13 protein-coding genes are annotated in these 14,961 nt (G+C 50.6%); 2 read left to right on the top strand and 11 right to left on the bottom strand.

Annotated elements, in window-relative coordinates; all coding sequences use genetic code 11:
- Positions 1–70: 70 nt before the first annotated feature.
- The 4 genes from nagE to BBD41_RS25565 all read right to left on the bottom strand — a co-directional run bounded on the left by nagE (position 71) and on the right by BBD41_RS25565 (position 6,189).
- Positions 71–1,537 carry an N-acetylglucosamine-specific PTS transporter subunit IIBC gene (gene nagE, locus BBD41_RS25580; RefSeq protein WP_099479370.1) on the bottom strand — a complete coding sequence of 489 codons (1,467 nt, stop codon included), beginning with the start codon at positions 1,535–1,537 and terminating at the stop codon, positions 71–73.
- 329 nt (positions 1,538–1,866) lie between these two features.
- Positions 1,867–2,364 (bottom strand): PTS sugar transporter subunit IIA, encoded by a 498-nt coding sequence (locus BBD41_RS25575; RefSeq protein WP_206098264.1) that lies wholly within the window; start codon positions 2,362–2,364, stop codon positions 1,867–1,869.
- Positions 2,364–3,251, bottom strand: a complete 888-nt coding sequence (locus tag BBD41_RS25570; RefSeq protein WP_099479366.1) for a BglG family transcription antiterminator — start codon at positions 3,249–3,251, stop codon at positions 2,364–2,366. Before BBD41_RS25570 ends, BBD41_RS25575 begins: the two co-directional genes overlap by 1 nt.
- A gap of 253 nt (positions 3,252–3,504) precedes the next feature.
- A complete protein-coding gene (locus tag BBD41_RS25565; protein WP_099479364.1) occupies positions 3,505–6,189 on the bottom strand; it encodes a CHASE3 domain-containing protein in 2,685 nt (894 codons plus the stop codon).
- A gap of 214 nt (positions 6,190–6,403) precedes the next feature.
- Here BBD41_RS25565 and BBD41_RS25560 point away from each other — a divergent pair, with 214 nt between their 5' ends.
- On the top strand, positions 6,404–6,994 hold the full coding sequence (locus tag BBD41_RS25560; RefSeq protein WP_237086921.1) for a cupin domain-containing protein: 591 nt from the start codon (positions 6,404–6,406) through the stop codon (positions 6,992–6,994).
- Positions 6,995–7,110: 116 nt separating this feature from the next.
- Here BBD41_RS25560 and BBD41_RS25555 read toward each other — a convergent pair whose 3' ends face one another.
- Positions 7,111–7,488 carry a DivIVA domain-containing protein gene (locus tag BBD41_RS25555; protein ID WP_099479362.1) on the bottom strand — a complete coding sequence of 126 codons (378 nt, stop codon included), beginning with the start codon at positions 7,486–7,488 and terminating at the stop codon, positions 7,111–7,113.
- A gap of 224 nt (positions 7,489–7,712) precedes the next feature.
- Between BBD41_RS25555 and BBD41_RS25550 the strand changes: the two genes are divergently transcribed.
- Entirely contained in the window at positions 7,713–8,267 is a 555-nt protein-coding gene (locus BBD41_RS25550) for a TraR/DksA C4-type zinc finger protein (protein WP_099479360.1), read from the top strand.
- Positions 8,268–8,356: 89 nt separating this feature from the next.
- Here BBD41_RS25550 and BBD41_RS25545 read toward each other — a convergent pair whose 3' ends face one another.
- The 6 genes from BBD41_RS25545 to BBD41_RS25515 form a co-directional block, all read right to left on the bottom strand.
- Positions 8,357–8,914 carry an ArsR/SmtB family transcription factor gene (locus tag BBD41_RS25545; RefSeq protein WP_077567004.1) on the bottom strand — a complete coding sequence of 186 codons (558 nt, stop codon included), beginning with the start codon at positions 8,912–8,914 and terminating at the stop codon, positions 8,357–8,359.
- A gap of 76 nt (positions 8,915–8,990) precedes the next feature.
- Entirely contained in the window at positions 8,991–10,268 is a 1,278-nt protein-coding gene (locus tag BBD41_RS25540) for an MFS transporter (protein WP_099479358.1), read from the bottom strand.
- A 313-nt stretch (positions 10,269–10,581) separates the two neighbouring features.
- Positions 10,582–11,613: a Gfo/Idh/MocA family protein gene (locus tag BBD41_RS25535; protein WP_099479356.1), complete on the bottom strand. Its 1,032-nt coding sequence runs from the start codon at positions 11,611–11,613 to the stop codon at positions 10,582–10,584.
- A gap of 46 nt (positions 11,614–11,659) precedes the next feature.
- On the bottom strand, positions 11,660–12,022 hold the full coding sequence (locus BBD41_RS25530; RefSeq protein WP_077567007.1) for a replication termination protein: 363 nt from the start codon (positions 12,020–12,022) through the stop codon (positions 11,660–11,662).
- Between the two features lie 754 nt (positions 12,023–12,776).
- Positions 12,777–13,985 (bottom strand): acyltransferase, encoded by a 1,209-nt coding sequence (locus tag BBD41_RS25525; RefSeq protein WP_077567008.1) that lies wholly within the window; start codon positions 13,983–13,985, stop codon positions 12,777–12,779.
- A 377-nt stretch (positions 13,986–14,362) separates the two neighbouring features.
- On the bottom strand, positions 14,363–14,911 hold the full coding sequence (locus BBD41_RS25515; RefSeq protein ID WP_077567010.1) for a general stress protein: 549 nt from the start codon (positions 14,909–14,911) through the stop codon (positions 14,363–14,365).
- Between the last annotated feature and the right edge of the window lie 50 nt (positions 14,912–14,961).

Below are 14,961 nucleotides of genomic sequence, written 5' to 3'. Positions count from 1 at the left end.
TCTTTGTTTCGAACTCATTCATGAAGCGGACGTCCTTTATTACCGCTTCTTTTGTGCTTCATTCATCAAGTTACTTCCCTGTCATGTTTTTGATCTCATCCTTCAGCTGCTCCGATTTAGGTCCGAATACGACCTGAACCGCACCTTGGCCGAGTCGCATGACCCCGGCAGCGCCGAGCGATTTCAAAGCGGAATCGTTCACGGCCTTGTCGTCTTTCACCACAAGTCGAAGCCGGGTGATGCATGCATCGATGCTAACGATATTGTCCTCGCCGCCGATGTTAGCCAGCACTTTGGCAGCCTGGCTGTCATTGCCGGCCACTGCTCCTCCTACTTCTCCTGCGCTTTCAGCACTCTCGGATTCCTCGCCGTCATCCTCGCGTCCAGGCGTTTTCAAGTTCAGCTTGACGATCAGGATTCGGAACAGCAGATAGTAAACCACGCCGAATGCCAAGCCTACCGGCAGGAGCAGCCAAGCATTGGTGGACAGCTTCAGATTCACCAGGTAGTCGATCAGGCCTGCCGAGAACGAGAAGCCCAAATGCACATCCAGGACATACATGATCAATCCGGAAAGGCCTGTCAAAATCGCATGCACCACATACAGTACCGGTGCAATGAACATAAATGCGAATTCAAGCGGCTCGGTGATCCCCGTCAGGAACGATGCCACGGCCGATCCGATAAAGATGGAGCCGACGAGCTTGCGTTTGGACGGCTTGGCGGTATGCATAAAGGCCAGCGCCGCTGCCGGCATCGCAAACATCATGATCGGGAAGAAACCGGACATGAACATCCCTGCCGTCGGATCTCCCGCAAAGAAGCGCCACAGGTCGCCGTGAACGACTTCGCCAGCGGCATTCGTGTAATCCCCGATCTGGAACCAGGCGATGGAATTTAATACGTGGTGCAGACCCAGAGGGATCAGAAGACGGTTCGCCGTACCGAAGATGAACGACCCGATTCCTCCAAGACCGACAACCCAGTTGCCGAAGGCGGAGATCGCATCCTGTACAGGGCTCCAGATCATACCGATCAGCACCGCAAGCACCATCGTGGAGGCTGCCGTGATAATCGGAACGAAGCGTTTGCCTGCAAAGAAGCCTAACCAATCCGGCATTTTAATCTTGTGGAATTTATTATACAGGTAGGCGGACCACAGACCGACAAAGAAACCGCCAAGAACGCCCATATTCAGCTTTACGTCATCCGGTATAAACGGCATTTGCAGCGGTACTTTTTCCAGCACTCGTGTAAGCACCATGTACCCGATAAGAGCGGAAAGAGCAGCAACCGCATCCCCTGCGAATCCGATCGCAACCCCGATCGCAAAGATAATCGGCAGATTATCCAGAATAGCCAGGGCGCCGGACGTCATGAACGGAGTTACATATTGATTCAGAAAAGCTCCGAGAGCTCCCAAAGGTATATCCTTTTGATAGTCGATCAATCCAAGCCCCTGCAATATCCCAGCTGCAGGCAATGTGGCCACAGGCAGCATTAGGGATTTACCCAGCTTTTGCAATTTAGCCAGCATGTCAATCATCCTTTCAACTTCAATAATTTAGCATTGTTCTGAAAACGTTTACATAATGCGTCGAATGAATAACTATTTTTTCCCTTCCATCCCTGGAACGAAAAAACCCGGGGTGAATCCTCCTCCTCATGAGCCTCATGTATTCAACATTTTAAGACGCGAAAGAGTGTAGCAGACAAAAAAAGCCAAGAAGAATGACGACAACGTAATATCGTCCACATCTTCTTGGCTCATGCCCATATCCATGGTAACACGCCTTAAAACGTATTCATTTGATGTTGTTATCTTAATTCAGGCATTCCATATTGTCAATAACAAAAATAATTTTTTTAGGAATTAAGGGTGATGCTCAGTATGGAATCCGTGCCTGCAGTCACATTTCCGGTGTGACCTTCCACCGAAGCCGACAGTTCATCGGCGTTCGTAACAATGATCGGAGTAACGATCGGATAACCCGCCGCCTTGATGGCTTCCATATCGAATTCAATCAGCGTTTGACCGGCTTTCACCGAATCCCCGGCATTCACCTGGCTGGTATAGCCTTCTCCTTTCAAACCGACGGTGTTAATCCCGATATGAAAGAGATACTGCAAGCCGGTCGCTGTATCTTCCAGCATAACAGCATGCTTCGTTTTAATGACATGCGCCACCGTTCCGTCAAATGGAGAGATCAAACGACCCTCCGAAGGCTCGATTGCGATGCCTTTCCCCATATGTCCTGCCGCAAACGCCTCATCCGGCACCTCCGACAACGGAACGGCCTTTCCGGACAACGGCGCCTTTACCTGAATAGCAGTAGCGGTTTTCTTCTTCTTCCAACCAAACATTATGATTCCTCCTTGAGTTGATTCTTCTGCTGCAATCGGCCCGTAAACAGGCGATATAGATGCATGGCCAAAAAGCAGACCTCCGCTTCCGGGACCTTTTTGCCGAGCTCCAGCTCCATCATGGCAGCAAGCTCTTTGGCCAATTCATATTCATCCGCAAATTTTGTGCGGATTTGTTCCGCAAACGGGTTATCGACATTTACATCCTGATTCAATATACGGTCGACCGAGAAGCGCAGGTGCATGAGCAGCCGGACGTAATCCATGCTTCCCCGGTCGAATCGGATCCCCCGCTTCGTCTCAATGTGCTTCACAAGCGTTCCCACCACATTGGAAGCCTTGACGAGATGGCCTACCGGCACATGGCTGACCGCTGAATAGACGTGATAAGTCAGGAAACCAATCTCATCCTCCGGCACGGTGATATGAAAAGCCTGTCCGATAAGCTCTGCCGCTTTGACAGCAATTTCGTATTCCTTAGGGAAGCTGATTCGGGTCTCTTCAAGGAAAGGGTTGATGATATCCATCCCTTTTCGGATCCGATAGACGGTAAATTGGATATGGCTTGGCAATGCCAAGTAGACCTTATCGTTTAAAGTGCCCGGGAATTCCTGGACAATCATATTCAGAATCTGATCGGTAATATCCATTACCAACGGATCAAATTCCTCGAGTAGATGATGGGCCTGGCTCCATTGCTCGCGGTCTTCCAGCTTGAAGAGCTTCTCGATCCGGGAATCGCTTGCGGATATTTCCGCTCCAGCTTTGATCCCGAAACCGATTCCTTTGCCAAGGATCACATATTCGGATTCTTTCTTGCCGCCGGTTGCCATGACGACATTGTTACCGATGACACGAATAACCGTAAACGACTCGAGCCCGCTCATAGACTTCCCCCTTTCCTTTAAGTTTAACAAAAGAGCCTCGAAGGATTCATGGACAGCATATTAAATAAGCCAAGAAAAGACGTCCCAAAGGATGTCTCTTCTTGGCTCATGCCCTGTTAAGGTAACACGCCGTCTACCGTCAAGTTATGACTCCATCATAAATCAACCGCAATGCATTCGTCAACAAGCGACAAAGCGAACACATGCTTTCGGGTGAGCCGGACACGTTCAGGACCAGGCGCCCTATGACTCATTAATCACCGGTCAATCCTTTGATTGCGGCAACGACCTTCTCCATCCGTACCGGCTTCATAATATAACCGTTCGCGCCGTAACCCAAGAACTGATCCCGGTCCATCGCCCTTGCGGTCATAATAATGATCGGCAAGTCCGCCCAATCCGGATTGCTTCGAATCCGTCTCAATGCCTCCACTCCGTCCATCTCCGGCATGACGATATCGAGCAGAACAAAATCGATCTGCGGATGCTTCTCCAGCAGCTCCAAACATTCATAGCCGTTCTGAGCCGTGTGTACGGTCATTTGGAGCTTTTCAAGCGCATTGGTTAATCCGTACACATTGCGGATATCGTCATCGACGATCAACACGGTTTTGCCTTCAAGTTCCTTCACGCATTCCGGCTCCGTAACCTCCCCGGCCTCAAAATCCTGAAGGACATCCTCACTCGTCGCTGCAGCGGCCTCAGGCATAAGAAAGAGATTCTCGACCGTTTCGGAATCGGTTACGAGCGGGAGGTATAAAATGAAGGTGCTCCCCTTCCCCTCCTCGCTCTCGACGGTGATATACCCGCCAAGCAGCTTGGCCAGGTGAAGGGAAATCGAAAGTCCGAGACCCGTCCCTCCGAATTTGCGAGCCGTCATCTCTTCTCCTTGGTGAAACGCCTCGAAGATCGAATGCAGCTGATTAGAGGCAATGCCGATTCCCGTATCCTCCACCGAGAAGGCAATCGCTTCGCCGGTGATCATGAAATCGGACGTCACGATGGAGTCCGTCTTCGAGACGTGCAGTCTGACACGGCCGCTATCGGTAAACTTGATGGCGTTGGACAACAGATTGCGCAAAATTTGATGCAATCTCAGCCCGTCACTGTAGATGATTTCCGGCAAGCCTTCATCCATTTCGATCACGAAGTCCAGGTTTTTGGACTCCGCACTTTTCGCGAAATATCCCTTCATTTGTTCCGGAAGCTCCGTAAGGTTGACCAGATCCATATCAATCTGCATCTTCCCTGCTTCAACCTTCGATAGATCAAGGATATCGTTGATCAAGTTCAATAATTCACTGCCTGAGTTATGAATAACTGAAGCATAGTGCTGCTCTTCTTCCGTTAAATTTCCGTTTTTGTTCTCGGCTAAAATCTGCGAGAGGATTAGCATGCTGTTCAGCGGTGTTCGAAGCTCATGCGACATATTTGCCAAAAATTGTGATTTATATTTGGAGCTCTGCTCGAGCTCCTTGGCATATTTCTCCAGCTCTTGCGCGGCAATCAGCGCCGCTTCCTTCTGAGTTGCAAGCCGCTCGTTCAGCAGCTGCATCTCCACGGTATGGTTCTGCAATTCTTCCGTCTGGGTCTGCAGCTCTTCGGTCTGGCTCTGCAGCTCCTCGTTCAACGTCTGCGATTCATGGTACAGCTGCTGGATTTCCATCTTGCTGCGAATGGAGTTCAGCGACGTGCCGAGCTGTTGGGTTAACTGCTCCAGCAGCTGAAGCTCCAGCGCATCAAGCGGCCGGAACATAGCCAGCTCAATTACGCCAAGCACCTTGTCCTCGAAGAGAACGGGTGCAAGCAGCAGCGTGGAGGGCTCCGCATCGCCAAGCCCCGATTCGATCCGTACGTAATTCGGAGGAATATCATCGAGGATGATCATCCGCTTCTCCAGCATGCACTGCCCCACCAAGCCTTCACCGGGGAGGAAGCGGTCGCGCACCTTATCCCACGGTTCGCCGTCAGGATCGGCAAATGCGGCCGCCTTGACCAGCTCCTGTCCTTTACGGACGATAAATACCGCGCCATACGGCAGATTCAGAATGGAAGCCAGCTTATGGATATAGAACCGGGAGGCAGTCTCTACCTTGTCAGCAGATTGGAGGAGGGTCGACATGACGTTGACGTGGTCCTTCGCCCAATTTTGCCTGCTCACCAGCGCCAGCAGCTCATTGGTCGTATCCGCCAGCTTGCGAACCTCGTCATGAGAATGGACTTGAACTCGCTGCGCGAGGCTCCCTCCCTTGACGATGTCCGAAATCATATGTGTCACCTGCAAAATGGGCCTGACAATGCTCTTCGAGACGAACCAGGCGGCTCCAATCGTAATGAAGGCGGCTCCCGCCCATAATGCGTACATCGTATACAACAGATTGGTATTGCTTCGCCTCATATCATCGATTCGGGCGGCAGTCAGCTCACGCTCCGTTTTACGGAAGGACAAAAACATGTCATGGACCGAATCCATCGCTTGCTGTCCGGGATCATTGATGAAGAAATGCAGGGCTTCCTCATCGTGTCCAAGCTGCTTCAATTGAACGGCCGGTTGGCCTGCAACTTGGATCCATTCCTTGATGTTGTCCTTAATATTCTCAAGATGATTCGCCTGCTCGGCATTATCGCTAATTAGCTGGTACAGCTTATTGTAGTTGATCTGCCATGAGGATAAAGCTTTATTGAACGGTTCGAGGTAATCCTCGTCCCCTGTAATAACATAACCCCGTTGGCCGGTTTCCATCTCCAGCATATTCTTCTCGATCTCATGCGTCAGATTGTGGACCTCGATGTCATGCTGCTCGATAAAATCCGCTTCTTGCTGCAAGGAGGAGATGCGATCCGAGACGATCCATAAGAAAGCGCCCAGACACAGTAAGATCAGCAAGTATCCTAAAACGATCTTGGTGCGAATGTAGATTTTCAGGTTGTTAGACAAACAGCCAATCTCCCCCATCTTCATCAGAATAAGTCTGTCCCTATCATCATAGTAATTGTTATGAAAATGGTTTACAAGGCAAAACCTGCTTGGAAAACGGCAATGATACTTTAGTCGTAGGCAGTCAGATTTAGATTGCGCTGCATTCCTAGTCAATCATGCTGGCCGTGTATCAGCCGCATGTTCGGCTGTACGCATAAGGAGGCTCTATCACTTGACCATCCATCATTCGCCTGAAAACGACATGGCTCCAACCAGGCATGTTTACCATCCGAGACGCATCGCCGAAAGCCCCTCCGGAAGGGGGCGGGCGGACGTATCATCCGCACAGCTTCCGCTCCTGCAAGGAATGGCGATGTCCGAGATTCATCTGGATCGCGGCGGAAGCCTTCCTCCGCACTGGCATCCGGATACCGATGAGCTCTGCTATGTTATTCAAGGGGAAATCAGTTATCATCTCCATGATCCGGACAGGCTGCAGGTGCGGTCAAATATGCTGACGAGCGGACAAGTGGCTCACGCTCCGGTCGGGTGGCTGCACTGGATAACGGCTTTTGTGCCAGGCACCGTTCTTCTTCTTGTTTATCGGACGGGCAACCCGCATCAGCTGGAGGCCTCAAGAATGTGGAGCTGCTCTCCCCACGCGGGGTTGTCCCCGGAGAAGCATCCAGCCAAGGAACAACCGATGCCATCCCCGATCCCGGTTCCGATCATGGACCCGCCAGAAGCCCGGGAGCAGCAAGCCCTACCCGCGGCTCCTCCAGTACTGTTTATCCCGAAAACCAACAAAAAGAACCGCAAATAACCGTTCATCGGTGTTTGCGGTTCTTTTCATGAAAAGCATTCGTATTATGTAAGGAAATATCTAGACCATGGGCGTCACAGCAGGATCAAGCTGATACTGACCGCCGGGGGTGGCCCTTAGTCAATATAAAAGCGCTGCTCCGGCCGGATTTGCTTCTTCAGGATGCGTAAGTCCGCTTCCAGTCTGGTCACCGTCTCTTCCAGTTCAACCGGATCCAGCAGCGGCCGCTCGGGCTCCGGCTTTACGCCCGCCTTCAAATCCCTGATAATAATTTGCTGCTCCTGCCATTTATCCATAAGATCCGAGATCGTAGCATAAAAACGCTCGTAATCCTTGATGACTTCGTCCAGGAAGGTATCCACCTCCTGCTGGTCGTATCCACGCAGCTTGGTTGAAAATTCTTTCTCATGGATAGACAAAGCGTCCAGTTGAATGCCTAGCTGCCGGAATAACTTTTTCTGTTTATCCAATCGGCGTTTCATGTGTTCATCCATAGTGATTTACCTCCAAATATTGGTACGGCTACTTATGCAATCGGTATCTCTCTATCTTTTTTTATATCATATTCGCCGTCTTGATTAAAACTGTCCGGGGCTTTTTTGGAGAATGTTCCAAAAACGTAAGGACATGCCGTGAATCATCCCAAATGATTGTCCAGGCCCAATTCCGGGTATTGTCATACATGAAGCATTTCATCAGATCGAGAGGAGCGACCATCATGAATGCCAAGACGAGACAGCAATACGAGCAGTTGAAGCAGCGCCTGCTTCAGGACAAAAAGCGTCTGGAGCAACATCTCTCCGATCCGGATTCCGTATCCGGAGAATCCCTTCGGGATTCTACCGGCGAGCTCAGCGCCGCCGACAATCACCCGGCTGACACCGGAACCGAAGTGTTCGAACGCGGACGCGATTTGGCCATCGAGGAATCGCAGCAGATGGAGCTGGAACAAATCAATGCGGCTCTGGCTCGAATGGATCGCGGCGAGTACGGGGCTTGCACCGTATGCGGCAAAGAGATCCCTTTGGAACGGCTGGAAGCTGTACCTTACACGGCCTACTGTATCGACCATGCGCCGAATCGGGCATTGTCGGATGATCGACCCGTTGAAGAGGAAGTCATGACAGCACCGCCGTCAGGCGCAGGCATCAACCGCCAGAGTATGAGCGGCAGATTCGATGATGCCGATGCGTGGGACGCCGTGAACGATTATGGCACATCAACTTCGCCGGCCATGTCCGTAAAACCCGGACAAGACGATTATAAGAAATAGGTTATGCCGTTCTTTCACGCATTAGAAGACAAAGCTGACACCTGTACGGTTATCAGGTGCCAGCTTTTTGATTATGGGTTATTACTCATTTAGTCGACGGAACGAATATTCGTGGCAAAAAACTCGTATTCTTGATCCGCTTCGCTGCGTTTATTTTTGTAAGGTTCGAGCAGCTTATCCAGCTCCTTGAACAGATTTCTGGCCTCATCTTCTGTCATATACAGGGTCGTGTTCGTCAGCATCGAAGTCGTTAATCCTTCTTCGTTATTAAGATACTTAAAGAACCGTTCCCTGTTCTGATTAAACAGCTCCGACAGCAGCTTATTGGTCTCGGAGCGGATCAGCTCCTTGATGACCGGCTCTTCCGTATCGTTCCCGCGCTTGATCCGGATCGCCCCTGCAAATGGTTCGTAGTATTTTGCAATGATACCATTAATCTCTTTGGTTGAGACGATCTTGACCAGCTCGATCTTCTCCAGTTTTTTCATATGATAATGAACTTTAGCAGGCACATCCCCCATCCGGTCCGCTACTTCCTTCACGGTGGCCGGACGCCCGAATTTGTTAAGCACGTTCAATATTTGGAGTCGATATGGATCCGAATATATTTTGATCTCTTCCAGCGTCGTCAATTCCTTGCTTTCCACACCGAACACCTTCTTTGCAAATTTCGTTCCTCTCATTATAGGCCCAGAAGTTCGAAATTACAAAGCGTGTCATCATTTAAATCGCCCGGAAGCTCTTCTTGCGGAGCAGGAACATGACGGGAAGGATCATGACGATCCCCATGATCATAAACAGGATCGGAGGCGGCTGATGCTCTGCAATGGCACCGGTGATAAAGCTGCCAACAGGTATAGCGGCCGTACACAATACCGACATCAACGCACCGACTCTTCCGAGGAGAGCTTTCGGTGTTACTTCCATGATGTACGTCGAGATGGGAGTATTGAGGATCGTCACGGCAACGCCCGCGAGGAACATACAGCCGGCAGCCGCTTCAATCCGAAATGCAGGCAGATTGCCCGGAATTCCCAATGCGAAGTAGCTTAGTCCAAGCAGAATGGAGCCTGCAATGATCAATGTGCTCTTTTTAAAAGACTTGCCGTAGCGCCCCATCCAGATGCCGCAGCAGACCATCCCGATCAGAAGCGAGCTCCCCATTACGCTCATTCCCCCTGCGCCTGCCCCCAGCGTTTCTTTGACGTACACAGGCTGCAGCACATTCAGGGGTGCAAGACAGAAATTATTGATCATCGCCAGCACCGTGGTGATCAGAAGCAAAGCGTGCTGTTTGACGAAGGCAAGCGCTTCCCGGATATCCCCTAGGACTGTTCTCCTCGCCGGTTCGGCAGCCGGAGGACTTTCGGTCACTTCCCGGGCTGCTTCAGCGGCTTCCGGATTCGGCATGAACGCAATGATCAACGCGGCAAACAAAAACGTACAAGCATCGATCAGTATGGTTCCCGAGATGCCGATCAGGGCGATAAGAGCCCCCGCTGCGGACAGCCCGATGAACTCGGCGCTGCGGCTGATCGACGTGGAGAAGGAATTGCCGGTCATCAGCTTATCATGTGGAAGCAGTCTTGGGACGATCGACATTTCCGCCGGTCTGGAAAAGCACTCCAGCGTTGAGTTGATAAACGTGATGAAGAACAAGTGCCACACTTCCAGCAGTCCAAGGGCAAAAAGAAAGGCCGTTAAAGATACCATGATCCCGCGCGCCAAATAAATCACGATAAGCACGCGCTTTTTCAGCCATCGATCGACGAATGTTCCGGTAAACAGACTGAACAGCAATCCAGGCACAAAATTAAAAGCAAACAACGATCCCATCAAGAGCTCCGATCCTGTCAGCATATAGACCATCCAGCTGTATGCGATGGAATCCAAGGAATCTCCAAAGCGCGTTACCGCTTGGGCGGTCAGATACAACAGATACGGCTTATGGGGCAGAAGCTGGCTGAATCCTCGTTTTTCTAACATGGCAGCATTTTGCATACTTGTTCTCCTCTTCAATATCGATTTGATATTCTCCCTTTTAAATCAGGTACCGTAAAAATCTTTTTACTCGCACAAGAAATTCCTTTTAAAGGCATCTGAATAATCCTTTTAGAGCACCAGAATATTCCTTTAAAGCACCAGAACATCCATTTAAAAGCACAAGAAAATCTTTTTAAAAGCAACGTTAAATGTTTTGGGTTCGTTAAAATTTTTTTAACGTTAAGTTTATTTTATCGATTATGGAGAAGAATGCAATAGGCAAAAAAAAATAAACCGCTAATGCAGCGGTTTAAGAATGTAAATCTATTGATTATGCATGGAATTGCTTGTCCTTAACCGGCGGGATTTCGATACGTGACGACGTCCGCGCTGAACGTAAGCATGCCTCAATCGCCCGAATGTTCCGTATCGAATCGTCAGGTCCATAAGGCAATGGGATACCATCCATAACCGCGGAAGCCATGGCATCCGCCTGCAGCGCAAAATGGTTGTAGATGCCGACCTTCTCTTCCCGGCTCCCCTTCGCGGTATGAATGCAGATTTGCGACATATGCTCCATCCGTTCCCATCCGAATGCGCAAGGGAGCTCGATTCTCCCTTCGGTCCCCGAGATTTCAAGCGAGCATCGGGGATACGTCCACATCCCGCATTCGAAGGTTAGGCCCAGCCCGTTTCCAAATTCCATCATGCCATGCACCATCATATCCACGCCGTCATGCTCTTCGGAAAAAAAGGCGTGGGCCGTCACTGCCCGGGGCTCCTGGCCGTAGATCATTCGGGCTGCCGAAATCGGATAGCACCCCACATCGTAAATCGAGCCTCCGCCCATTTCTTGGCTGTAGCGGACATTTCCTTTATCACTCGCATTATTGAACGTAAATGAGCCGTGGATGCCTCTTAGCTCACCGATTTCACCACTCTCAATAATTTCGCGTACACGTGCATGCTTCGGGTGATAGCGGTACATGAATGCTTCAGCAAACAGCACATCATGGGCTTTGGCCGCGTCCGCCATTTCCCTGACATCCGCTTCAGTCAATGCCGCCGGCTTCTCGCAGAGCACATGCTTTCCTGCCTCAGCAGCTTTAATGCTCCACATCTTATGAAGGTGATTAGGCAGCGGAATATAAACCGCGTCAATATCGGGATCAAGCAAAAGCTCGTCGTAGCAACCGTAATATCGATCAATATGATAGCGTTTGGCGAGCTCAGCCGCCTTCTCCTTATTGCGGCTTGCGACCGCTTTCACCTCACAGCGTTCCGATTTCAGGATGCCAGGTATCATGGCATTTCGTGCAATCCGAGCGGTACTCATAATTCCGAATCGCAATTTCCTGCTCATATGGCCATTCCTCCTTCGGATCATCGTTGTTATTCGTGACTATGGATTATCCAAAATTATCGTTGACCGCTTTATGAAGAATTCCCAAGCACCGATCCAGATCTTGTTTGACCTGCTTTTTATACAGCTTGGCCTTCTCGGCTCCTTCGTCGGTGAAGTGATAGAGCACGATTTCTTGGAAATCGACACGCGGATCATTGCCCTTCAGCTGCTTCGTACGATACAGCACGCCTTCTTGGACCAGCTCATGCAGTGCGCGGTAGATTTCACTTTGCGGCGGCGAATAGCCATGATCCTTAAATCGCTGGCGCAGCTCCTCCAGCATCTGATATCCGTACCCCCGCTGCTGCTCCACCATCGTAATAAGATAAACCTTGATAAAAGCACGCTGCGCGATCATAAACGCCATTCGAACGCCTCCTGACTGTCGGGTCTCTTCCCGTTTGTTAAGATATCAGAAAGTATAAGCTTAGAAGGATCCGCTGCCTGATATCTCAAGAAAAACCACCGCGAAAAGGCGGTCTGTCTACTGTGAGAGTATCTCGATAGACGTTTTTTCTTATATTCCATTATAACCCACAGTTTCCCAGACTGCACAATAGGAGGCATCCCCTTCTTTTAACCAAAATAGGGTGGATTGAAACGTGTTGAAGCTGGGATTAAGCGAGAACGGAGGCGAGAAGGTGTTTTCGGATTTTTCTATTGTGAATTTTTCATATGTTGAAATTATTACAGTTTGAATTTACCCCGGTAGTTCGGATCAGGTTGGTTCTCGCGTCACCTGCGTCACCTGCTAGCTTGTTTACATGTTAACTTGGTAACTGGTTTGTCCATAGTTAGTCTATGGTTTGCCCATGGTACATCCTCAGCTTGCTTGTTCGGCTGCTTATTAGCTTGCTCGATTGCTTGATGGTTGGTCGAGCCGGGTAGAACGGTACTTGGTTGGATGGTGCGCTGATGGCCCGTTGGTCGAAGTACGCAAGGTCTTGAGACTTGTGGGGATGGTAGGGGTCGTGGGGGCTTGAGTGCCGTGGGCGCCCCGGAACGGCAAAAAAGTCCCCATAAGGGACTTGTGAGAGCCATCTGCGCCCGCTGGTGCGCTGACCCAGGCAGTTATTTCTCGTTTTATCCGTGTGAGGAACGATATTCCACGGGATGCGTAACTAGACGCCGGGTGCTTGCCCAGCCTGAGGCTTCGGCTTAAGCCGGTGCGGCCGATCCGGCGGATGCGGCTGCGAACGTCCCCTTCTTCCCGATAATCCGACCAGCCATTTTCCAAACGGCAGCTTCGACAGCAAATAGGTACCCCCATATGCGACTGCCGCACTAATGATCCAAGAAGCGGCGATTCGAACGGAGGCAGGCGCATGCAGGAGCAGGCTTTCATCCACTGTGTAGCTAAGACGCAGTGTCAGAAGGTGCATCAGATATGCCCCGTACGAATACAAGCCGATGGAAGTCAGCGCTTTGTTGAGCGTCTCCCCGCCATTTTTGCAGATCCAGCCTGCCGCATCATACATGACAATGATCGAGCTGATCAGGAACAACGCCATCGACGGACGAAGCAGCGACAACGAATAGAACGTAATTCCACCGTCTGCCGCCCGGATTTCAGACACCGCTTGGATGAGCAACCACCCGAACAAAAAAGCAAATACGACCCAGTTCAGTTTCCGGTAACGGCGAATCCACCCTTTCCACTCCTGCTGATACAGCCCGGCTGCGGCTCCTAGCGTAAAGTAAAAAAAGTAGTATAATGCATTCCGATCCGCATAAGTCGTAAACAGCTCACTCCAAACGGGAATCCGGAGGCTTCCCATCCACTGGCCAATCTCGCTAATCCCGCTGATCAGCCATAGATACAGCACGCCCGACAGGAGCAGAAGCAAGAGCCCTATAGATCGGCTGGCCTGCGCCTTCACGCGGAAGAATGCTGGACGAAACAGCGGATACAGCAAGTACATCTGAAACAACATGATGATATACCAAAAATGCGAGCTGGATTTTCCGGTGATCAGAACAAAGCCCAGGTCCTTCCAATCCTCTAGAACAAACGGGTTAAATCCCGAATTTATCAAAATCGTAACAACCGTCCATACAGCAAATGGAATATAGATATCGCCAAAGCGTTTTTTAATGAAACGACCATAATGAAGTTGTCCGCGGTCGTTGTAAAATAGCACTAAACCTGTGATAAACACGAATACAGGGACTGCAAATTTGGTGCCCATGAGCAGAACCGCCATCAGGATGCCGTCATCAGCCGTCATTCCGGGTGCGATCGAATAATGGGCAATCGAGTGCTGCAGAACGACAGCCAAAAAGGCGATGCCTCGCAAACGTTCAACCTCGGGTATTCGTTCTTTAGCCATAACTGCTCCCCCCTAACCGATTTCTTTCTTAGTTGACGTATTTCATTCTAAGGGAGCGGGGACGCCTGACGCCAATCCAAAAAATCCCATTCACCCGCCCGATGCGAGCTCCAATGCCTCCTCTGTATGTACGGATAATCCGGGAAAACCGCATAATTATTACTTGTGAAATCAACCTGTTCTTAATGTAAAAAAACTGTCCGCCAGCAGAATAAATCCACATAGGGGACAGTTCTTTTGATATCGCATCAATATCAACAACGAGCATTGAGCACTCCAACTGTTCCAAATGAATGGACGTAACGTCAACCGTTCCTCTGAATCCCTTTAAGGGATTCTTTGTTTCGGTTAAGTAATGTAACTCCATTCGGATCATGTCAAAGATTCGTTCCGCGCGGCGGTAAGGACGCCTCACCCTCGGGACCGGCCTGTCCATAACGATCCGCATTCATCGCATCCGAATCACGGAAGATATCGTATATTCCCGTATTTTCTTGATCGGCATCGACAAGCACCAGAATACGGCCCTCCTCAACATAGGACTCGTACTCTCTCGCCTCCTCCTCCGGTATGCCAAGGCCGATAAAACCGCCGACCAAGCCTCCGGTACCGGCTCCTACCGCCGCCCCTGTCAGCACAGCGGCAATTGGGCCAGCTGCGAGGATCGGTCCGATTCCCGGGATCGCCAAAGCGCCAAGTCCGGCCAGCAAGCCGGCGGTGCCGCCAAGAATTCCTCCGGTTGCCGCACCTGCAGCCACGCCTTCAGGTGCCATCGTGCCCGTCTGCTCGGCTATATGGTCCGCATCCCGTTGATCCTTCGTAATAATCGAAATCGCATCGCTCGGAATACCGTTTCGCTGCAGCCGTTCGATCGCCTGCGCTGCTTCCTGCTCCGAACGAAACACGCCCGCCACTTTCCGCTCCATGCCATTCCCTCCTTCATCAGGTTATTTTCTTATCATTACCCGATGAACCC

It is taken from the genome of Paenibacillus ihbetae (assembly GCF_002741055.1).
GTDB classification, from domain to species: Bacteria; Bacillota; Bacilli; order Paenibacillales; family Paenibacillaceae; genus Paenibacillus_AQ; species Paenibacillus_AQ ihbetae.
Note: the sequence above shows the minus strand (reverse complement) of the source record. Positions and strands in the feature narration are given on the sequence as shown.